Consider the following 20,217-nt stretch of genomic DNA (forward strand, 5'->3'; position numbering starts at 1 on the left):
CGTGCGCGACTGGGACCTCGGCCGCTCACGGTGCCGCCGAGAGGAGTAGAAACGAGAGCGTGGCTGAACTGAAACTGGGATACAAGGCGTCGGCGGAGCAGTTCGCGCCGCGTGAGTTGGTCGAGCTGGCGGTGCTGGCCGAGGCGCACGGGATGGACAGCGCGACGGTCAGTGACCATTTTCAGCCGTGGCGTCACGAGGGTGGCCACGCGCCGTTCTCGCTCGCCTGGATGACCGCGGTGGGTGAGCGCACCAAACGGCTGATCCTGGGCACGTCGGTGCTGACCCCCACCTTCCGGTACAACCCGGCGGTCATCGCCCAGGCGTTCGCGACGATGGGGTGTCTGTATCCGGACCGGATCTTCCTCGGTGTCGGCACCGGTGAGTCGCTGAACGAGATCGCCACCGGCTACGAAGGTGAGTGGCCCGACTTCAAAGAGCGCTACGCGCGACTGCGTGAATCCGTCCGGCTGATGCGCGAACTCTGGCTCGGCGACCGCGTCGATTTCGAAGGTGAGTACTACAAGACTAAGGGCGCCTCGATCTACGACGTACCCGAGGGCGGCATCCCGATCTACATCGCCGCGGGCGGACCCCAGGTGGCCAAGTACGCCGGCCGCGCCGGTGACGGCTTCATCTGCACCTCTGGCAAGGGCGAGGAGCTCTACAAGGACAAGCTCATCCCCGCGATGCGTGAGGGTGCCGAGGCGGCCGGCAAGAACCCCGACGACATCGACCGGATGATCGAGATCAAGATCTCCTACGACACCGATCCCGAACTGGCACTGGAGAACACCCGATTCTGGGCGCCGCTGTCATTGACCGCCGAGCAGAAGACCAACATCCACGACCCCCTCGAGATGGAAAAGGCTGCCGACGAGCTGCCCATCGAGCAGGTCGCCAAACGCTGGATCGTCTCCTCGGATCCTGACGAGGCCGTCGCCAAGGTGAAGGACTACGTCGACTGGGGTCTGAACCACTTGGTGTTCCACGCGCCCGGCCACGATCAGCGCCGGTTCCTCGAACTGTTCGAGAAGGATCTGGAGCCGCGTTTGCGCAAGCTCGGCTGAGATCGACTCAGCCGGCTCCGTTGATCTTGTAGATGCGGAACTGTTCGAACCCTTGCGGATTGACCACGCTGAGGGCCAGGGTGGCCAACCCGGCGCCGTCGCTCCACATCGTGGGATACCGCAGGTTGATCGCGTCCAGTTTCCCGAGTCCGGCGGGCTTGGGCACCAGGAGGTAGTGGACGCCGCTGTCCAGCGGCGAGTTGACCTTGTCGAAGAAGTCGTAGTCGCTGCGGATCGTGAACTGCTTGGGGTGATTCGAGGCCAGCCAGGTCTTGGCCAGCGAGAAGGTATCGACCAGCACCGAGCCGTCGGGAAGATTCTGATTGTCGAACCACGCGGCGGTGTTGCGGCTGAGCTCCCCGCCCCAGAACGCCCAGTGCTCCGCTTTGGAGTAGCGGTCCGGCCAGATCACCGCGCGCACGCCGAATTCTTCTTTTCCGATGGCGGGATTCATCATCGCCGCCCACGCCGACGGAACGGAGCTGATCAGCACGAAGACCAGCATGGGCACCAGCCAGACCGGTGAGCGCCGTGCGTGCACACGCGCCGGCCGGTCTTGCGGGTGACCAGGCGTCGTCGTGATGAGCAACGCCACCACAGCCAGCGGAATAGCCGTCATGAAGAAGCGGAACCAGCCGAACGTGGCGGCGGTGTAGATGGCGTAAATCTGGAAGACCAGAATGGCGCCGAACATCGCCAGCGGAGCCAGAACGTCGATGCAGCGTTTCTGGACCGCACGAGTCAGGACCATGGCCACGACCACGACCACGAGTGGTTGCATGCCCAACAGCTGCGCTGCGATGTTGAGGCTGGTTCCTTCGAATCCGACGGCTTGGGTGAGGGTCCCGATCCCGGACGCCGCGACCTGAGCAGCGTTGCCGTACTGCGAGGTGTACGAGTCGAACAGGCTGCCGACCAGCAGCCAACTGGATAGCGACCAGCTGAAGATCGCGAACAGGGGCAGGAACGAAACCACCACCGCGTCATGGATTCCCAGCTGAATTCCGCCGCGCCAGCCCCACGCGGGCCGGTTCCGCACCACGGACACCGCGAACACCAGTACGCCCGTGGCGGCCAGCGCGACAGTTGCTTCGATGCGGGTCAGATAGCACAGGGCGAGAGCCACGCCACACATGACGAGATTGATCGGCGCGGAGCTCTGCAGCCATCTCAGCAGGTGCCGGCATGCCCATAGTAGGAGGAAAAGCTCAGCGCCCTCGCTCATCCCGCAGCCACCGTAGAAGACGACCATCGGATGAAACGCGAAGGCCGCGATGGCAAGCCAGCGGGCCAGGGTGCTCACCTGGCGATCGAGCGCGATCCCGCGGATCTGGAATACCGCGCCCGCCATGAACAGTGCGCTCTGGATGGCTCCCACGTAGCCGGTCGACCTGATGAACGAGTTCCAGTACGTGAGCCTGAAGAGCGGTATCTCGACGAAGCTGGGCAACGGATTCCACACGAATCCCACCGCGCCGAGATGGGGATAGCGGCTCATCATCGTGTAACCGGCATTGCCCACGCGGGCGCTGGCGTCGGGGTTGACGTACCCGATGCGGAAAAGGAAGTATCCGACCAGGGCATAGAGCACGAAAAAGATCGTGTAGAACGTCACCGGCCATACGACGTTCCGCCGGCGCCGATGCGTGCACGGCGCCGGCGGAACAGCGGCGACCGGCGGCGCTATCTCGACGACAGCGGTCAATCTTGCGCCTTCGGGGATCGGCGCCGAATCAGCAGGAAGAATCCGGAGACGATGACCGCGATGCCTACGACGGCGCCGCTCAGCCATGCCCACTTCACCCATGAGCTGCCCGGGTTGTCGGCCAGCGGTACCGGACCGGAGGCTCGAACGGTCAGCGTTTGCGGACTCGCGACCTGACCGGCGACCAGCACATCACCGCCGAGGTCGCGCCAGCCACCCGGCAGCCCGTTGAGATAGTCGAACAGCGGCTTGGTCATGTCCCAACCGGCCGATGCGGTGACCAAAACAATCGTTCTGTTGTTCTGCGCGAAGCTTTGCACGCTGGCCAATCCGGTTTTGATGGAGGCCGAGACGTCCGATGGCACATCGATACTGGAGACGTCACCGTCGGTATCGATCGGCGGGTTGAGGTTATGTTGATGTACCGCTTGAGCATTGGCGATGATCAAGGCGCTCGAGTTGCTGCCGCTGGCTTGGTCGAGGCTAACCAGAGCCGGCCGCAGCTCGATCGCCGAGGTCTGCTGAATGAGTCCGACGATCGTGGCGGCATGCGCCAGCTCGTCGGGGTCGGTGCCGTCGGTCGCTATCTGGAAGGTGGGGATGAATGCCTGTGGCAGAGAGGAGAATCCACCCATCGATACGGCGCCGCCGGACTTGACCGTTGCCGTCGAGGTCGGATCGACCTGGAAGTTCATCGGAACCGTTCGCGGTGTGCACCCGCCCGCGCCCGGCTCGTAGGAGACGGTGAGCACGAGTCCGGTGTTCCGCGCGGCGATCTCCGCGGGGATGCTGAAGTTGGTGTCCACCCGTCCCGACCTGTCGAGCCGCGCCGTGTTCAACACGATGCCGCCGGCCGCCGCGATCATGGTGCCCTTTTCGTTGTCGTCGACCGGTGTGTAGTTGGCCAACAGATGGATGTCGATCATCCCGGGCTTGGACAAGGTGAATGTCGACGTACCGAGGTTCAGCGAGATCGTCGCGACACCAAGGACGTCCGCACTGCCCGAGGCGTTGAGCTGCCCGAACGTGGCTGTCCGGGCGCCTTGGGTCGCAGCGACTTTCTCGGTTTTCACCGTGACGCTGTCGCTCTGTGCCACGACCAGTAGCTGGTCACGGAACAGCGCCACCTGCTGTTCGAGGGTCGGGCCCTTCCCGGAGACGACGACATACGGGTGCTCCGCGTCGGTCACCAGGCGAACACCGGGGTCGTCGACGTCCTTCAGATCGCGAATCACGATGGCGCGGGTCAGATTGTCACCATCCGGCGGGGGCGCGGGCTCAGTGCGGGCGAGCTGCCGGAGTTTGATGTGTACCGTCGCCGGCTGGTAGTGGTGGGTGAGCGCAGTGACCAGGCTCAGCGTCGTGGCCTTCTCGGAGGCGGTCGGCTGCGGATCGACGTAGATGTCGATGTTGGGGGCGATCTTCGGCAAGAACTGCTGAAGGGACACGGGTCTGGCGATTTCGCCGCTGAACGTCACGGAGAAGTCGCTGATCACCAAGGTCGGCGGAGGCCCGCAGACGGTGTCTCCCGCCGTCATCCGCAGGACCATGTTCACCTGCGCTTGATTGCGGAGCACCGGCACGCTGCTGACGTCGATGCTGAACGGCGCTGACGTGCGGCCTGCGGTGAGGTCAGGGACGGGCACCGTGCCGAGGTATTGCCCGTCGGCGGTTTCCGCCTCGATATAGCCCTGAGGGATGTTGGTGGCGGAGTGCAGGATTCCGGTCAGCGTCACGGGGGCAAGGCCGTCTGGCGTGGGGATATTCGCGGTCTGGGTGGTGTTCGCGGCTCCGAAATAGAGAGCCGAACTCATTCCGAGTTGTCGCCAGCCAAGCGTGACGGTAGCTGTCTGCGGCGGGGCGTCGCCAGCCGGTTCGGACGATACCTGGACATCCGGATCTGCCTTGGCAGACGGGGTGTGTAGAGGTATTTGGAGGGCAATGATGCACAACGCGCTGACGACCCAAAGGATCTGTCGCCGGATCAATGTGTAGCCTTCCTCGCCAACCCATGCTCGGTCTTCTCCCAGTAAGACGGGTTGTACACGAGTTGCACACCCGACTTGATGGCGCCGATTGCCTGCAGCAGCCAGTATCCAGGTATAAGTAGCGCAGCAACGAGCCATTGCGGTTTACCGGATGCGCGTGTCGTGAGCAAAGCCAGTGTCACCGCGATCGCATTACCCGCTGTGAACAGCAAAAGTGACAGGTAATAGGTGGAATTAGGGAAGATGTTGTCGAAGAACGCCGGACGGCCGGCGTACCACAACACGATCAGAGCCCAGAAGGCCACGTTGACCATGCAGGCGATGGGCATACCCGCGGTGATGTTGGCCATTCGCAGAAGTGGTATCAGGCCTAATTCGCGGTAGAGCTTGATCGGGTGACGGATGTGAACGACGAACGTCTGAAGGTAGCCCTTATACCACCGGGACCGTTGGCGCAGCCAGTTCAGGGCGTCGGCGTTGGCCTCTTCGGCGGTGACGGAGTCCAGCATCAGCGTGCGGTAGCCGGCGCGTGCGAACCGGATCCCCAGATCGGCGTCTTCGGTGACGTTGTAGGGGTCCCAGCCCCCGACCTCCCACAGCGCTGCGGTCTTGATGTGGTTGGACGACCCCCCCAGCGGGATCACGCAGTTGGCCTCACTCATGGCGGGTAGCACATAGGAGAACCATTGGTCGTACTCGATGGAAAACCATCGGGTGAGGATGTTCTGGTTCGCGTTGTAATAGCTCAGGGTGCCCTGCAGAGCCGCGACATCGTCAGGTGAGTTGACGAACGTGTAGACGGCTTTTCGGAGCTGGAGTGGGTCGGGTATGTCGTCGGCATCGAAGATCGTCACGTACTCGCTGCGCTCGGACGGAAGCTCCATCGCATAGTTGCAGGCTTTGGGTTTGGTCCTGGGATGGCTGGGCGGTACGACGACCAGGTTGATGTTGTGCACTCTCTGGGCATCGAAGGCCGAGATGGTGTCCTCGTCGTCCTCTTCGAGAATGAGGTAGACATCGAGTTTGTCTGCGGGGTAGTCGATTTGACTGACCCCTTCGAGAAGCGTCTCGACGATGTCGGGTTCGCGGTACGCCGGAAGCAACACCGTGTAGACGGGGAGGTCCTCGTCAGGAATCGAATAGGCCTGTTCGAGGCTGACGCGCGAACGGCGTCCGCCCTGTAGCCCGCGGAACACCAGATAGGCCCGGTCGACGGTGGAGAGCAGGAAGTAGAGGGTCGAGATCGTCAACAGCACCGCCACGGTGTCCGACCAGTTGTAGATCGCGAACGCTACGACGGCGGCGGCGGCGACGATGCCGAGGATCTTCTGCGGTCGAGTGAAAAGGCGCTCCGCGGAGAACTCCGCGTCCAGCTGGGTCGGCACATTCTGAATGCTCATTGGGCCGGCTTCACCTGTGCGGCGCCGATGATCTGCCGGCTCATGACGTCCAAAGTCTTTGAGTCGTAGTGCGTGGGGTTGTGCAGCGCTGCGTGGTCCTGGATGAGCGCTGCCATCGGCGCCAGGATTCCGGTGTGAACACTCGGCGCGCTTGGTGTGGCCACGTTTTCCGGTGCCTTCTCGTCGCGTGACGCCAACAGGTAAATGGCTTGATAGACGGGGCCGGAAGCCGACTGGTAACGCCAAAGCCATTGATGGGCAACCCATGCCGGGTCACCTGGCTTCTCCGGCGGCGAATACTGGTTGCCCATCTGGGCGGTCTGCCTGATCGTGGACCCGTCACTGATGAAGGGGCGCTGGACATCCGGCGGCGGAGCGCTGGCGTACCAGAGGCCGCAACAGTACTCGGTCAGCCGGCCGTAGTCGTGAGTCGAGAAGACATCGAGGAAGGCGACGTCCTTCCCAGAACCCAACCGATAACGAACGACGGAGCCGCCTTCACCCATCACCTGTGGCCCCCAGGCGAACACCTGCGGCTTGCCCACCGACAGCGAGGTCTTGTTCAGCAGCTTGACCCAGTCGCTCCGTACCCAGATGAGATCCGCGCGGGGGGTGTGGCTGATCAGGTGTTGGGGGAGTGCGCCGACGATCGCGGCGAGCGCGACCACGATGGCGACGGTCAGCAATGAGTGCTTCGGTACTACCGCGCCGCCGTGGTGGCGCGGTGAGCGCACGAACAGAGCGACGGTCAGCCCGGTCAGTGCGGCCGATGGAGCCAGGTAGGCAACAGGCGCCGAAGCGTGCTGGAGAAAGTAGGTCCCGGCGAACGCGAGAGCGAAGAATGCCGGTGCGACGAGCCACTTGACTCGGGTGTCCCGAAGAGTCAGGAACATCGCGACCGCGCCGTAGAACGCCGTCAGTGCGCCGTATACCAGCACGGAGCCGCCCAGTGCCTGCCCGGTCAGCAGGAAGAACGGCGGGAAGCACAGAACGAGAAATCCCCACGCCACGCGGATGCGGGCGGCCGATCGCGATCCGAACTTCAGGATCGAGAGCGCCACCACCCAGGCGATGACCGAGAGGAGGTGGGCGTGCCAGAACTCGCCGATCGCCCCAATCCGCCCGAGGATCAGCTGGCAACTCGTGATGGCAATGGTGGCGATCAGCGTCGCAAGGATGCGATCGACGTCGGAGTCCGATACGTCGTGGCGCCGATGGCTGCGGTCGGTGGTCATGGCGATCATCAGCGCCCATACCGGCATCAGGGCCAGGTATGCGGTGGGTGCTCCCTCCGCGATGACGAATGCGGTGCTGACTAACGTCGGTGCGGCGCTGATTGCGCAGGTGGCAGCGACGAGAACGACGAGGACCCACGATGGGATGGACCGCTTCAGCGTCAGTTGTCCGACCAGCGATGGGCGGGCGACGCGAGCGACATCGGGTGCGACGACAAGCGCGGGCAACGGCTCGGTGAACAGCGGCTCGGTGAACAGCGGGATGGGCGCCGTAGCGGGTTCGACCAGGGCGACGGTGCCGTGGCCACCAACGTGGCGGAAGTGGTGACGACCCGTCGTGTGGTAGCGGATGGGTTCATGCACAACGCGCTCGTCAGTCAGATTTGCGTGCCGAGTCACCCTGATTCCTTTGCCCCAAATAGTTTGCCAAATCCCCTTGGCGTGGTCCGTGCGAGGTGAGGTTCAAACCCGACGTCGCATGATCACGGCACTATGCGCCATGTGCAGCATACAAATTAATCGCCGCTCTGACGACGCAGGGTCTTACTTTCAGCAATTTGCCATATTTGCAAGTCTGTGAGGATCTTTTAGATTTCGGGTCGGCTATCCCGCCACGTATCCGCGAACAGGAGGCGAAGAGCGTCATACCCTCGGGTTTCCGGCTGTCGTATCCACTCCCGTTACGACAAGCTGTAGTGGTGAGCGCCGCCCCCACCACGTCGATCTACATCGCCTCGCCCGAGGGTGACACCGGAAAATCCACCGTCGCACTCGGCATCCTGCACCGTCTGACGGCGATGGTGCCGAGGGCCGGGGTGTTCCGCCCGATCACTCGCCGGGAGAACCGGGATTACATCCTGGAGTTGTTGCTGGCCCACAGCAATGCGGGCTTGACCTACGAGGAATGCGTCGGCGTCACCTACCAGCGACTGCACGATGATCCCGACGCCGCGATCGCCGACATCGTCGACCGCTACCACGAAGTGGCCGCGCGCTGCGATGCGGTCGTGATTGTCGGCTCGGACTACACGGACGTCGCCACGCCCACCGAGCTCAGCGTCAACGCGCGTATCGCGGCCAACCTCGGCGCGCCGGTGTTGCTGTCGGTGCGCGCCCGCGACCGCACTCCCAAGGAAGTCGCCCAGGTAATCGAGCTGTGCCTGGCTGAGCTGGCCGCCCAGCACGCGCACACCGCGGCGGTGGTGGCCAACCGGGCCGACCCGGCCGAGCTCGACGCGGTGGCCCAGGCGTGCGCGAACCTGGGGCCGCGGGTCTACGTGATTCCGGAGGAGCCCCTCCTGGTGGCCCCGACCGTGGCCGATCTCAGTGATGCGGTCGACGGTGTCCTGGTGCACGGCGACCGATCGCTCCTGGGCCGCGAGGCTATGGGGGTGCTCGTGGCTGGCATGACCGCCGAACACTGCCTGGAACGGCTGACCGAGGGCGTCACCGTGGTCACGCCTGGTGATCGATCCGACGTAGTGTTGGCGGTCACCAGCGCGCATGCCGCGGAGGGATTCCCGTCCCTGTCGGCGATCATTCTCAACGGCGGACTGCCGCTGCACCGCTCCATCGCCCAGCTGGTGAACGGGCTGGGCCTGCGGCTGCCGATCGTCGCCACCGACCTCGGCACTTTCGAGACCGCCAGCGCGCTGGCGGGGACGCGCGGACGGGTCACCGCCACCTCGCAGCGCAAGATCGACACCGCGATCGCGCTGATGGAGCGCTACGTCGACATCGACGACCTGCAGGATCGGCTCAGTCTGCCGATCCCCACGGTGACCACACCGCAGATGTTCACCTACCAGCTGATGGAGCGGGCGAGGGCGGATCGCAAGCGCATCGTGCTGCCCGAGGGGGACGATGACCGCATCCTGCACGCGGCCGGGCGGCTCTTGCTACGCGGTGTCGCCGACCTGACCATCCTGGGTGATGAGACCCAAGTTCGTTCCCGCGCAGCCGAACTGGGCGTTGACCTGGCCCCGGCAACCGTGCTCAACCCACGAACCAGCGAGCTGTGCGACCAGTTCGCCGCCCAGTACGCCGACCTTCGCAAGAAGAAGGGCGTGACATTAGAACAGGCCCGCGAGACCATGCACGACGTCTCCTACTTCGGAACAATGTTGGTGCACAACGGCATTGTCGACGGCATGGTGTCGGGTGCGACGCACACCACGGCGCACACGGTGCGGCCCGCCTTCGAGATCATCAAGACCCAGCCCGACGTCTCCACGGTGTCGAGCATCTTCCTGATGTGTCTGTCCGACCGGGTCCTGGCCTACGGTGATTGCGCGATCGTGCCCGATCCCACCGCCGAGCAGCTCGCCGATATAGCGATCAGCTCCGCGCGTACCGCCGCCCAGTTCGGCATCGATCCGCGGGTCGCGATGCTGTCCTATTCCACCGGCGACTCGGGTAGTGGTATCGGAGTCGAAAAAGTAAGGACTGCAACCGAATTGGTGCGTGAACGGGATCCGGAGTTGCTGGTGGAAGGGCCGATTCAGTACGACGCCGCCGTCGACGCGACCGTGGCCGCTGCCAAGATGCCCGGCTCGAAGGTGGCGGGCCGCGCGACGGTGCTGATCTTCCCGGACCTCAACACCGGAAACAACACCTACAAGGCGGTCCAGCGCAGCGCGGGTGCCATCGCCATCGGCCCAGTACTGCAGGGACTCAACAAGCCGGTCAACGACCTGTCCCGCGGCGCGCTCGTCGACGATATCGTCAACACGGTGGCGATCACCGCGATCCAGGCGCAGGGCCAGTGATGTCCGGCACGGTGCTGGTCCTCAACTCCGGTTCATCGTCGCTCAAATACCAACTACTGCAACCGGATACCGGAGTATCCCTCGCCCACGGGATTGTCGAACGGATTGGTGAGGCGGCGTCGACCGCGACGCTGACGTCGGGCAACGAAGAGATTCGCCGTGACGGTGGGATCGCCGACCACGAGGCCGCTCTACGCACCGCGTTCGACCTGTTCGCCGAGGCCGGTCAGCACCTGGACGATCTGGGGCTCGTCGCCGTCGGGCACCGGGTGGTGCACGGCGGCCAGGACCTGTACCGGCCCACCATCGTCGACGATGCGCTGATCGTGAAGCTGACAGAACTCGCACCCCTTGCACCGCTGCACAATCCGCCCGCGGTGCTGGGAATCGAGGTCGCGCGTCGAGCTTTGCCGGACGTCCCGCACGTCGCGGTGTTCGACACCGCCTTCTTCCACGACCTGCCGGCCGCTTCCGCCACGTATGCGATCGACCGGGACCTGGCCAGCCGCTGGCATATCCGCCGTTACGGGTTTCACGGCACCTCACACCAGTACGTCAGCCAGCAAGCCGCACAGTTTCTCGAGACTCCGATCGAGTCGCTCAACCAGATCGTGCTGCACCTGGGCAACGGCGCCTCGGCGTCGGCCATTGCCGGCGGACGGCCGGTCGATACCTCCATGGGACTCACTCCGATGGAGGGTCTGGTCATGGGCACCCGCTCCGGTGACGTCGATCCCGGCGTGTTGGTGTACCTGTGGCGTACCGCCGGCTTGGGCGTCGAGGAGATCGAAGCCATGCTCAACCGGCGTTCCGGGATGTACGGGTTGAGCGGGGAGATCGACTTTCGGGTGGTGCACCAGCGGATCGAATCCGGTGACGAGGCAGCGCAATTAGCCTATGACGTCTACATCCACCGGCTGCGCAAGTACATCGGTGCCTATCTGGCGATCATGGGACATACCGACGTGGTGACCTTCACCGCCGGAGTGGGCGAGAACGATGCGCGCGTGCGGCGTGATGCGTTGACCGCGCTGGCGCCGTTGGGCATCGAGCTCGACGAGCACCTCAACGAGAGCCCCGCCCGCGGTGCCCGCCGGATCTCCGCCGACAAGTCGCCGACGACCGTGCTGGTGATTCCCACCAACGAAGAATTGGCGATCGCGCGGGCCTGTCTGACCGTGATCTAGGACTTGTCCAGCTCGTCGCAGACCAGCTCCGCCGACGCAGCGTTGGAGATATGTGCCTGTCTGGTCAGGACGTAGGCGTGTCCCTTGGCCGCCAGCGCAGCCAGGGCGTCGTCGTCTGCGCAGTAGTGGCGCAGAAGCGATGTTAGCTCGGCGGGGTCGTAGGGGTCGAAGTAGTCAGCACCTTCCCCGCAGGTTTCGCGGAGGACCGGGATCCCCGAACACAGCACTCCAGTGCCCGTCGCCATCGCCTCGATCGGCGGGAGTCCGGCGCCCTCGAACAGCGACGGCATGATCAGTAGGTCGGCGCCGGCAACGAGGGCACGCAGCGCTTCGAAGTCCAAGCGCCCCAAGACCTGTACCCGGTCCTTGTCTTTTGCGGCCAGCTCGCCGACCCGACCGTCGGTGGCTCGCACCGCTTCGCCGCCGCCGGCGATCACCAGATTCTGGGGTATCGACTCGCCGACATCGGCGTAGGCGTCCAGCAGCAGGGGCAGATTCTTGTGGTACTTGGCATTGCCGACGTAGAGGATGTATCGACCCTGTACCGGAGACAGTGTGGGATCAACTGGGGCAAGCCAGCTTTCGTCGACCGGGATTGGCGTGACGGTGACCTTGGCCGACGGTACGGCCTGTACCAGTGCCGTCGCAGTCGCCTGCGACGGCGAGAATATCCTTCGGGCCCTTCGGCCGTCGAGGTTCAGCATCGCGCGGGCATATGCCTGGCGCAGCCGGCTGTGGCCGCTGATCTCCTCTTTCTGCAGGTGCAATACATCGTGGACAGTGACGAAGGCCAGAACCGGTCGATAGCGCGGCTCCAGCAATGCGAGCGGAAATGGGTAGTGCGGCACCCACATCGCCCGGGGCCGGACCGTCTGCAGGGCGTGTCGCCATGCCTTCTGCTCGGCGACGCCATACATCGGTGCCCCGTCCGGCTCGGCCAGCACCACCATTGTGCTCCCGCTGAGCGACGGTGCGGTCTGCTCATTGGCCAGCACCGCCAGTGAGCGGCCGCGCCGAGCCAGCGTCTCCTCCAGATGGGGGAGCAGGGTGGCGATATAGGTGCCGATGCCGCTCTGCCGAATATGGCGGGCGTCGAACAGTAGGTCGACGGATCCGCCTGCCGGCGGCGCTGACATCAGTTACCCGGACGGGTGATCAAACGGTCTTCGAGCCCGGGAACGAACTCCGGGCTCTCCCACAGTCGCGTCAACGTGTCCTGCAGTGAGTGTGCGGGACTCCAACCGAAGGTCTCCTTGATCCTGGAGATGTCGGCACCGAGATACGGGCGGTCGACGGCGCGCACCCGCTTGGGATCTTGGCGCACCTCGAATGTCAGACCCACTGTGGACCGCAGAGTCGACAGGATCTCGTCAACCGAATGTTGTTTACCGCTGCCAAGATTCACGATCTCAACGCGAACGCCTTCGGCATTCTTACCCAGCGCGGCCGCCGCGAACCCGCCTGCGGCATCACGCGCGTCGATGTAGTCGCGCTTGGGCCAGGTGTTGCCCAGCTCGATCGTTTCCGGGCCCTTGCGCAGCTGCGCGATGACCTCGGGCAGCAGATGCGGGTTGGTCTCGCCGGGGCCGATGACGTTGAAGAGCCGAACGATGGCGCAGGACAGGTCCCGGTCGGCGGCGATGAGGTGCACATAGGCTTCGCCGTGGGCTTTGGTGAGGCCGTAGATGTCCACCGGTTCCACCGTGGACGTCAGCTCGCGATGCGGCTCCTCGTCGGGCTTGTAGACCGCGCCACTGCTGGCGAAGACGAAGCGGGTGCCGCGCGGGCAGGAGGACAACACATTCACCGTGCCGGTGACGTTCGTCGTGACGGCATTGGCCGGATCGGCGTCGCACTCCGGGATGTAGTGAATTGCCGCCAGGTGAACGATCACATCGGGCGCGAACTCGTTGATCGCACTACGGACGTCGTCGACATCACGGATATCGACGCGCCGGAAGGTGAAGCCGTCGAGGTCGCCTTGCAGCCAGTCTGGGGTGCCGTACCGAAGCAAGTCGGCCACTTGCACATCGGCGTGGGGGCGCAGGGTGCGCACCAACTCCCTGCCGACGAAACCGGCACCGCCGGTGACCATGACGCGCGGGCGCGCAGTTCCACTCGTCTGCGTCGTCATTTCCCAAGAACCTCCTGAATTCGCGCTTCCAATGTTTCCGCGATATGCGACCAGTCAAGCGTTTGTGCCGCGGCGACCCCGGCTTGGGAGAACGCATTCCAATCCGCTTCGGTCGCCAGCAGGGCTTCGGCGAAATCCGTCGGCGTGGTTCCACAGACGATGCCCGCTTTGTACTGTGCCACTACCTCTTTGCTGCCATTGCCGGGGAAGTCCGGTGTCACCACCGGCAGCCCGCTGGCCATCGACTCGGTGATCACGCGAGGGAAGCCCTCACGTGTACTGGGCATGCCGAAGACGGCTGCCTGCGAAAGCAACTCGAGTTTCTGGGCTTCGGTGACTGAGCCGAGTACCCGCACTCGCGACGCCAACGGGGAACGCTGTGCGTAGGCCTCGACGTCGGCGCGGGAAGGACCGTCACCGGCGATCATCAAATCACCCGTCAGACCCTTGGCGGCCGCGAGCTCGAATGCATCGATCAGCAGCGGCAGATTCTTGTGCGGGGCAATCCGGCCCAGGTACAGCACGCCCGAACGGTCGTCACGCGGTCTGTTTCGGTACCGGGAGAGCGTAATGCCGCTGGGCAACACTCCGCACGGCCGGCCGGACTGCTCGGTGATCACTACCGCGACAGCTTCGCTCACCGCGAAGTTGGAACCGACGATGCGCGGCAGCCGTGTCTGACACGCCGTGAGTATCGGATCGGTACGGATCTCACACCAGTGGATCGCGCTGCGCGCACGCACATCTTTGGGCAAGGCCAGTGCGTGCATCAGGGGCCACTGGTTCAAAAGGTAGAAGTCGTGTTGGTGTGCCGACGCGATACGGCGAACGCCCGCACTGAATTTCACGATGTCGGTCCAATTGCGACGCAACGCCTTCACCAACGGCTGCTTGTAGCGGCCGCCGTTCGGATTGCGGTGAATGGTGACCCCGTTGATGGTTTCGGTTCCGGCCAGTCCGCCGGTGTGGCCGATGCAATACACATCGACAGAATGTCCGCGCTGCACCAAAGTTTCGCCGAGTTCCTGGAAGAAGACTTCCTGCCCCCCGACACTGGGGTGGTAAAGCTCGATCATCATCGCGATCCGCAATGACGAGGCAACCATTTTTCTCCCCCGTAGTGCCTACGTTTCTGAGCGAAATCGTAGCGTGGTGCGTCAACGCGGGGGCGTTATTGCGGTTGTGTCAGCAGCTGGTGATCCAGCGCTGTATCGACGCCGGCCGCACCGCGACCGTTCCGAGCGTTGCTGGCGACCCTGCCGCGCCGATGTTGCATGTGGCGGTCTCTTTGGCCAGCCGAATCGGCGTCCAATCGGGCGGGGAGCCCGGCCGATCGACGTCGATGGCACCGATCGTGTACGTCGAATTCTGGATGTTCAACCCTGGCGTCGACGCATCTCGTGGCTGTGCCGAGTCGGTGACGGTCATGTGGATCGTGCCGAGTTCGAGGCTCGAGCTGTTATTGGCATAGAACATGACAACGGGCAGCGTGTGCTGGATGGACAGGTTCCCGATGCTGACGTTGTGGGTGTTCTCGAGGCTGACGCCGCCCTTGCCGTCCCTGTCGGACTGGGCTACCACGGTTGCCGAATCCAGACGCAATCCCGTCGTGCGTTGATCGGTGAGGGACTCCATGCGCACAGACCAGTTGTCGCAGTCGCGGATCACTGCGTCGGAGACGTGGACGTCGAAATCGGTGAAACGCGAGTCGGTGGCCGTGTTCGGCCGGGCCAGGAGTTGCAGGCCCGTGTCGCAGTTTTCAATGTCGACCTGCTTCAGCTCGATCCCGCGGGCCGCCACGTAGTGCCAGCCGGTATCGACGCCGGGTGCAGAGGAGTCGCAGATGACTCCGGCACCGGTGTGCACGCCGGAGATGTTCAGCCCGGTGATTGAAACACCGTTGGCGCCAGCCAGTCTCACGCCGTTGGCGTGACCGCCTCGCACCGTGACATTGGTGATGTCGAAGTCAGCGATAGACCAATTCCCCAGATTGGAGAATGCGAAGTTGTCGGACGTGGGGTCGTAGGAAAATCCGTCGGTGTAGTACGACACCAACGCCAGCCCGTCATCACCGGTGTTGATCGCGGTGTAGTTGTCGATCACTCCTTTGCGGCACGCGTGGAAATGCAGGCCGTCGCCCTGGGTGTTCTTCACCACCAGTTTGCTGACGTTGATGTCGGATGCGCCGATAAAGATGACGCCGGCCTGGGGGCTTGATTCGATGCTGCAGTTGACGATCCTGACGCCGTGGACCGTGCCTTTGGACCCCGTCCAGTCCGGCGGCTTGGATCCGGCGTCGCCTGGGAAGCCGAGAATCCGGATTCCGTCACCGTGGGACCGAGATTTTTGCTTGGCCCAACGAATAGTGATGTTGCGCAGCATTATTCGCGATGAAGCGCCGGTGATGAGGATGGCGTGGCTGGTGCCGACGCCCTGCTCGGGATCGATATTGTCCATCAGCAGCTCGGCGCCCGGCTCGAAATCGACGGCGAAATCCGACAGGCCGTTGATGGCCACCGCGGCCCCGGATTGGGGGTACTGCTCGGCGAAGCGGTAGCTGCCCTTGGGGAACCACAAGGTTTTTCCCGATCGCAGCGCTGCGGCGGCGTTGCGGATCGCCGCCGAATCATCGGTGACGCCGTCGCCGACTGCGCCGAAGTCGCGAACATCGACGGTGGCACCCGCCTGGGCGAGAGGAGAAGCTGCCAGCAAAGCGACGGCGGGGAGACACCCCAACAGTCGTCTCCTGGACATCTTCATGATCTGTTCCTGCCGGCTCGCGCGTACTACCGAGGCCCCCGTACTGAAATGGTATCGGCTTTTTGCGAGCGGGCGGACCAACGGATTGCCAGCGCCGCGCATCCGGCGGTCAACAACAGCAAAAAGATGACGATGCCGTAGTTGACGATCTGGATCCGCCACACTTCGGCGAAACAGTAAGCCAGCACCCCGCCGGAACCGGCCACGACGGGCCCGTAACGCATGATCCGCGCGAACGCGTAGCCGGCCGCACCGTAGAGCAGGAACGTGTAGAACCACCCCCACACCCCGAAGACGGCGTAGGTGTCGGCGAACACCGAGTTGGTGAAGAAGCTCGACGCGAACTTCACCGAGTAGTGGTAATAAACCGCGTCCTTCCAGCTGTCATCCTTGCTGACCTTCTTGAACTGCAGGAACGTCGGTTGGACCGCGTCGAGCGAGTCGATGCGATTGCCGCTCACGACGTACCTGCCCCCGGCAACCGCGTCGGCCACACCGAGCGTCACCTGGGCAGGGACTGCGAGGTATGTGCCCATCTGATAGAGGTTCATCGCGGCGGGGTTGGTGACCCCCGCCTCGCGGTAGTAATTCGCGTTGCGGAAAAAGTTCAGCACCGCCAGCGCCAGGAAGCCGATGAGCAATATGGCGATGAATTGCACCAGTCGGTTGGACCGCCGTCGGGTCTTGGGTGCACCGGATCGTGATCGAACCGTGATGATGAGGAACACCACAGAGGCCATCAGAAGTGACAAACGCGACGCGATCAGCGAGTTGCCCATGATGAGCAGAACACTGGCGATCATGTATGGCCACTTGACGACCTTTTGGCGCCACAGGTGGATCCCCAGTGGAGCGGCGAGAATGACTGCGTACCTTAGTGTTTCGATGCCGGCGGTCCCGGACAGCGACTTGGTGAAGTCGTTGCCGGACTGGTTGGCCAGCGCGTCGATGATCGACTTCTGGCTCGCGATCTTGTAGTAGGAGTACGCGACTCCTAGTGCCGCCGTCGCCAGGACGAGGAAGAAATAGCGCCGCTCGAACTCTTTGGTGGACGTTCGAGCGGCGATCTGTACAGGCATGAATCGATCGGCGCCCAGCCGCCAGCCGAGCGTGGACGTCGCGACCATCGCGCAATACCAGAACAGCAGCAGGCCGATGCCACCGAGACTGGCGGTGGCCGGGACCGCGAAACCCGTCAGCATCTCCCGGAAGGCCGTGATGTAACCGAATTCGCCGAGTATCGCGAAGATGGTCCACGCGAGGAACGACATCGCGACGGGCACGAGTATGAAAACCGCTGGGGTGACCCACCATTGCAGACGCAACGGCGCCAGGACTCCCTCGCCCTGGCGGGCCGGCGCTGCTTCAGTCGTTGTCATCGCCGCCCCGAGACCGGCCCGCGAAGGCGAAGTCGACAGAGTATTCCGGCGCGCCTTTGACCGCCGCCAGGTGATACACAATCGCCGTGATCGCTTCGGCAACCACGAAGGCGGCGAACACCGCGGTGTTGCTGTGCCAGATCAACAGGAAACCGATACTGAGGATCAGGTAGATCACCGTGCTGGCAGATCGGATCCAGAACACCAGTGCCGTCTCGCCGGCCTTACGAAGTGCGGCGAACGGCACAGTCGAAACCAGCATCAGCACTTTCCATCCGAAGGCCAACAGCAATGCGGCTGCGCCGACGTAGGTCCACGCGGGCCCGAAGATCAGGGAGCCGAAACCGCCGAATGCCGCGGCCGCGACCGCAATGAGGCCGAGGAAGAACAGTGCCGCGAAGATCTTGAGTTCGCCGCGATGCCCGTGCGCCAGCAGCCGATATCTGCCGTAGGACAGGATCGGTTCGAGCGCCCCCGACACCGTGGAGATGACGCGGAACGCCACCGAGGCCGCCGGCCCGATTGTGCCCAGGACGATCGACGTGATCGCGGGCTGTGGGATGCCGACGACGGCGGTCTCTCCCGTCACCCAGCTGGAGCGGCGCAAATCCGGTGGCATACCCCAGCCGCCGACCTGGGTGCGGGGCCAGGTCCGGCTCAGGACGGCCAGGATCGCTCCGACCGCGAGCACGCGCACACTGTGGGTGTTGTGGTGCTGGGCAAGGACGAGCGCCAACCCCCCTGCGACGATCAAAACCGTTGCGGCAAGGGCTTCCAGCTGCCAACGGCCGCTGACGACGCCGATGGTTCTCGACATGAGCAGACCCGACATCACCCCGGTGGAGCTGATCATCAGCACCGCATGTGAGGCCACAGGTGGGCCGAGGATCAGCGGCGCGGCCGAGGCGATGGCGAACACCACCACCCACCACGGCAGGCACAGGTCGTGGTCGGCGTCCGGGGTGGCCAGCCGTCCCTCGACGATGAACGCGTTGAACAACTGGGCGATGTACACGCCGACCGTCAGCGACAGCGCGAGGAATCCCTGACTGTCGATCGGGGCTATTCGGGCGTAGACGGCGATGAAGATCGCGGGAAACACATTCAGCGCCAGGCCCGCGGCTACCTGAACCGCAGCCTGCGTATGTTTCCTGTAGTCAGGCATGCCGCCGGCCCGGGCTCACACCTGGCCGCTATCGCTGGTGAGCGGCTCCGTGTCGTCGGTGGTTCGGCGGCGCGCGTGGGAGCCGGCCCGCCCTTTCCGGGTCGTCCATTGCTGCCAGTGCCAGGACCGGTGGGTGAACAGCGCCAGCACCGGCGCGTCACCGGCAGCGGCCGCTGAGCACGCGGCCATCGCCGGGATGACCGTGTCGGTGTCGACCCTGGCCACGACCACGATGTCGGTTGCGGCGCGAATCGCCTCGGGTGTCAACGCGCTCAGCCCCAGCGCGCCGGTATCGATGATCAGGGTGGTGTCCTCGTCGGTCTGCGGAAGCGAGGTTGGGCCGCCGTTTGCCGCCGAGATCAGGGTCGCCGGACCCCGTTCGGCAGCGGCCAGTTCAAGCAGTGACGCGATGGTGTCGGACCCCGACGACGACGAAACGCCCACGACGGCGATGCGGCGTGGTTCGGCCGACGGGCATTGCGCATACAGGGATCGAGCCAGCGCACTCTGCTGGCTGTCCAGGTTGCCCGGCGATGTCACGCGCAGATCGACTGCGGGAACGAGCACATCGTCGACGGCGTCGGCGACCGTCATGACCACAGAGCCGCGGCCGGCCCGTCGTCTGCGGGCCATCAGGAACAGCACGGCGCACGCGCCGCCGCCGAACGCGCCGAGAAGCAATCCGATCGCCCAGCGCAGGGAGCTCACCGGGTCGAGCATTGGCGGCTGCAGGACCTGGACAGTGCTTGCGCTGGCTGCCTGGACCCGGATGTTCTCGCGCAGTCTCTGAATGTCGCCGACCCGTTGGGGATTCGTGGCGTTGGACTGCTCCCACTGATCCAGCAGCGGAAGGACGAGCCGCATCTGCTGATCGGTGCGCTGCTGCAGTTGCTCCCCGTACAGATCGATCACCGATTGCACGGTGCGGATAGCTTCGTCGCCCGACGGAGCGCTGCTGCCGATGGACACCACCGAGGACTTGCTCTCTTGGGAGACCGTGAACTCGGCTGGCTTTGTTTTGCCCAGCTTTTGGCCGATGGACCGGGCGAACCCGTCCCCGGACAGATAGCTAACTTCGCCGGCGACGTATTGCTCGGAGTTGTCCGACGGGTCGGGAGTGACCTGGTTCGCGCTTGCCGCGAGTGCGGCAAAGTCGGCTGGCGGGATTATTCGGATAAATGCCATCGCGGATTCTTGTGACCGCAATGTGTTGAAGAAAATGCCGCCAATGACCGCGCCGACGAAGATACCTATCGCTGCGCCCGCCGTGAGTTTTGCGATCCAGGCGCGCGTTTCTAGCGCGGATATCGTCAGCAACGTGGACGCTGACGCCTTCGATACGTTCGCAGACACGTTCGCGGCGCTCCGTCCTCTCCCAATCAGAATGCGATAGTAACGGTAATCGGTGCCGCACACCCCAAACGTT

14 protein-coding genes are annotated in these 20,217 nt (G+C 64.1%); 3 read left to right on the forward strand and 11 right to left on the reverse strand.

The window, feature by feature from the left end:
* Window positions 1-59 precede the first annotated feature (59 nt).
* Entirely contained in the window at window positions 60-1,070 is a 1,011-nt protein-coding gene (fgd, locus tag CG716_RS14745; RefSeq protein ID WP_094480803.1) for a glucose-6-phosphate dehydrogenase (coenzyme-F420), read from the forward strand.
* A gap of 7 nt (window positions 1,071-1,077) precedes the next feature.
* Here the strand turns inward: fgd and CG716_RS14750 are convergent, their stop codons facing one another.
* The 4 genes from CG716_RS14750 to CG716_RS14765 all read right to left on the reverse strand — a co-directional run bounded on the left by CG716_RS14750 (window position 1,078) and on the right by CG716_RS14765 (window position 7,761).
* Window positions 1,078-2,775, reverse strand: coding sequence for a glycosyltransferase family protein (locus CG716_RS14750; protein WP_133066944.1), 1,698 nt, complete (start codon window positions 2,773-2,775; stop codon window positions 1,078-1,080).
* Window positions 2,772-4,589, reverse strand: a complete 1,818-nt coding sequence (locus CG716_RS14755) for a hypothetical protein (RefSeq protein WP_094480807.1) — start codon at window positions 4,587-4,589, stop codon at window positions 2,772-2,774. Before CG716_RS14755 ends, CG716_RS14750 begins: the two co-directional genes overlap by 4 nt.
* Window positions 4,590-4,759: 170 nt before the next feature.
* A complete protein-coding gene (locus tag CG716_RS14760; RefSeq protein WP_094480809.1) occupies window positions 4,760-6,163 on the reverse strand; it encodes a glycosyltransferase in 1,404 nt (467 codons plus the stop codon).
* Window positions 6,160-7,761 (reverse strand): hypothetical protein, encoded by a 1,602-nt coding sequence (locus tag CG716_RS14765; RefSeq protein WP_133066945.1) that lies wholly within the window; start codon window positions 7,759-7,761, stop codon window positions 6,160-6,162. Before CG716_RS14765 ends, CG716_RS14760 begins: the two co-directional genes overlap by 4 nt.
* Window positions 7,762-8,096: 335 nt before the next feature.
* On the opposite strand from CG716_RS14765, the gene pta reads away from it, so the two are divergent.
* Window positions 8,097-10,166 carry a phosphate acetyltransferase gene (pta, locus tag CG716_RS14770; RefSeq protein ID WP_207760687.1) on the forward strand — a complete coding sequence of 690 codons (2,070 nt, stop codon included), beginning with the start codon at window positions 8,097-8,099 and terminating at the stop codon, window positions 10,164-10,166.
* Window positions 10,166-11,353 carry an acetate kinase gene (locus CG716_RS14775; RefSeq protein ID WP_094480815.1) on the forward strand — a complete coding sequence of 396 codons (1,188 nt, stop codon included), beginning with the start codon at window positions 10,166-10,168 and terminating at the stop codon, window positions 11,351-11,353. Before pta ends, CG716_RS14775 begins: the two co-directional genes overlap by 1 nt.
* Here CG716_RS14775 and CG716_RS14780 read toward each other — a convergent pair.
* The 7 genes from CG716_RS14780 to CG716_RS14810 all read right to left on the reverse strand — a co-directional run bounded on the left by CG716_RS14780 (window position 11,350) and on the right by CG716_RS14810 (window position 19,976).
* Window positions 11,350-12,489: a glycosyltransferase family 4 protein gene (locus tag CG716_RS14780; RefSeq protein ID WP_094480817.1), complete on the reverse strand. Its 1,140-nt coding sequence runs from the start codon at window positions 12,487-12,489 to the stop codon at window positions 11,350-11,352. The two genes, CG716_RS14775 and CG716_RS14780, sit on opposite strands and share 4 nt — an antisense overlap.
* A complete protein-coding gene (locus CG716_RS14785) occupies window positions 12,489-13,487 on the reverse strand; it encodes an NAD-dependent epimerase/dehydratase family protein (RefSeq protein WP_094480819.1) in 999 nt (332 codons plus the stop codon). Before CG716_RS14785 ends, CG716_RS14780 begins: the two co-directional genes overlap by 1 nt.
* Window positions 13,484-14,593: a glycosyltransferase family 4 protein gene (locus CG716_RS14790; RefSeq protein ID WP_234817856.1), complete on the reverse strand. Its 1,110-nt coding sequence runs from the start codon at window positions 14,591-14,593 to the stop codon at window positions 13,484-13,486. Before CG716_RS14790 ends, CG716_RS14785 begins: the two co-directional genes overlap by 4 nt.
* Before the next feature lie 79 nt (window positions 14,594-14,672).
* Window positions 14,673-16,247: a glycosyl hydrolase family 28-related protein gene (locus CG716_RS14795; RefSeq protein WP_165774154.1), complete on the reverse strand. Its 1,575-nt coding sequence runs from the start codon at window positions 16,245-16,247 to the stop codon at window positions 14,673-14,675.
* A 26-nt stretch (window positions 16,248-16,273) separates the two neighbouring features.
* The gene (locus tag CG716_RS14800; protein WP_207760688.1) at window positions 16,274-17,626 is read right to left on the reverse strand and encodes an O-antigen polymerase; all 1,353 of its coding nucleotides are present in this window, start codon (window positions 17,624-17,626) and stop codon (window positions 16,274-16,276) included.
* Window positions 17,613-18,791 carry a hypothetical protein gene (locus CG716_RS14805; RefSeq protein WP_094480823.1) on the reverse strand — a complete coding sequence of 393 codons (1,179 nt, stop codon included), beginning with the start codon at window positions 18,789-18,791 and terminating at the stop codon, window positions 17,613-17,615. Before CG716_RS14805 ends, CG716_RS14800 begins: the two co-directional genes overlap by 14 nt.
* Before the next feature lie 15 nt (window positions 18,792-18,806).
* Complete coding sequence (locus CG716_RS14810) at window positions 18,807-19,976, reverse strand: hypothetical protein (protein ID WP_133066946.1); 1,170 nt, start codon at window positions 19,974-19,976, stop codon at window positions 18,807-18,809.
* Window positions 19,977-20,217: the final 241 nt, after the last annotated feature.

The sequence above is a fragment of the Mycolicibacterium sphagni genome (assembly GCF_002250655.1).
Lineage (GTDB): Bacteria > Actinomycetota > Actinomycetes > Mycobacteriales > Mycobacteriaceae > Mycobacterium > Mycobacterium sphagni.

What these genes read in the sequence shown, in the direction of transcription:
- CG716_RS14755 (WP_094480807.1), bottom strand. Translation starts at nt 4,589, where the DNA reads ATGAGTTCGGCTCTCTATTTCGGAGCCGCGAACACCACCCAGACCGCG.
- CG716_RS14760 (WP_094480809.1), bottom strand. Translation starts at nt 6,163, where the DNA reads ATGAGCATTCAGAATGTGCCGACCCAGCTGGACGCGGAGTTCTCCGCG.
- CG716_RS14775 (WP_094480815.1), top strand. Translation starts at nt 10,166, where the DNA reads ATGTCCGGCACGGTGCTGGTCCTCAACTCCGGTTCATCGTCGCTCAAA.
- CG716_RS14780 (WP_094480817.1), bottom strand. Translation starts at nt 12,489, where the DNA reads ATGTCAGCGCCGCCGGCAGGCGGATCCGTCGACCTACTGTTCGACGCC.
- CG716_RS14785 (WP_094480819.1), bottom strand. Translation starts at nt 13,487, where the DNA reads ATGACGACGCAGACGAGTGGAACTGCGCGCCCGCGCGTCATGGTCACC.
- CG716_RS14790 (WP_234817856.1), bottom strand. Translation starts at nt 14,593, where the DNA reads ATGGTTGCCTCGTCATTGCGGATCGCGATGATGATCGAGCTTTACCAC.
- CG716_RS14795 (WP_165774154.1), bottom strand. Translation starts at nt 16,247, where the DNA reads ATGAAGATGTCCAGGAGACGACTGTTGGGGTGTCTCCCCGCCGTCGCT.
- CG716_RS14800 (WP_207760688.1), bottom strand. Translation starts at nt 17,626, where the DNA reads ATGACAACGACTGAAGCAGCGCCGGCCCGCCAGGGCGAGGGAGTCCTG.
- CG716_RS14805 (WP_094480823.1), bottom strand. Translation starts at nt 18,791, where the DNA reads ATGCCTGACTACAGGAAACATACGCAGGCTGCGGTTCAGGTAGCCGCG.
- CG716_RS14810 (WP_133066946.1), bottom strand. Translation starts at nt 19,976, where the DNA reads ATGGCATTTATCCGAATAATCCCGCCAGCCGACTTTGCCGCACTCGCG.